The 909-nt window shown below is 65.8% G+C and carries 2 pseudogenes; both read right to left on the reverse strand.

Annotated elements, in window-relative coordinates:
- Window positions 1-192 (reverse strand): annotated as a pseudogene (locus VBE63_RS30380) (conjugal transfer protein); the annotation flags it as partial.
- Window positions 192-909: pseudogene (locus tag VBE63_RS30385) on the reverse strand (hypothetical protein); the annotation flags it as partial. The pseudogenes VBE63_RS30380 and VBE63_RS30385, both read right to left, overlap by 1 nt.

Below are 909 nucleotides of genomic sequence, written 5' to 3' on the forward strand. Positions count from 1 at the left end.
GGCGCGCAGACGCAAGGACCCAGGCAGCCAGCTCAGGGCCATGAGCAGCGCCAACAGGGCGAAGAGCCGGAACGCGCCCGGATGCAGCTGCCAATGACCGGCACTGGCAAAGGCGAAGGCCGCAAGCAGGAGCCAGAACCCGACGGCGACGGCTTCATGGTTAGGCCGCCAGGGGTTGTGATAGCGCTGCATCAGCGCTGGACCTCGATGCGTTGATGCGCGCCGAGCCGAAAGCGCGGGTCCGTGAGCAGACGCTGGCGCAGGCTGTAGACACCGAGACCATGGCGTTTGGCCAGCGCCTTGAGGGTTGTGCTATCGAGCACGAGCACTTGGCTGCCGTCACTAGGGCCGTGCTCGCACTCGAGGTCGGCGAGGATGGCGGGGATCAGCGGTGGCTTGTCGGCGGGTTCCTCCGGGTTGGTGGATTCGCTCGGATGCTGCTCGGTTGTTCTTTGACCCGAAGCGGTTGCTGGCCGGTTGGGAGATGCCTGGGGACTTGGAGGTCTCGATGCCGCTGTCGGTCTCGGTGTTGAAGTTGAAGTCGGTGCCGAGGTCTCTGACAGCGGCGCCAAGGGTTGTGCTGAGGTGTCCGAATGGGGCTCGACGGCGGTTTGACCAGAGCGCGCATTCTCGACCAGTAACCGCAACCGTTCCGAGACCTCGGCGGTCAACACCAGCCAGCGCTGCCCCTCATACTCACGCACCCGACGCATCGGGGTTCTGGGGTCCGGCTCCAGGGCGCCTTCAGCACTGAGCGCCTCGGCCGCCTGGGTCGGCTCCCAGCCGGTTGCCTTGAACCAGTCTGGGTAAGACAGCCAGAGGAGATCATCACGCCAAGCCAACAGGTGTGCACGAGCAGCCGACGGGGCCGCATCCATCAGGTGGGCCATCAGCTGCGCGCTGCCAGGA

Origin of the sequence: Lamprobacter sp., from assembly GCF_034860625.1 — a bacterium.
Classification (GTDB): domain Bacteria; phylum Pseudomonadota; class Gammaproteobacteria; order Chromatiales; family Chromatiaceae; genus Lamprobacter.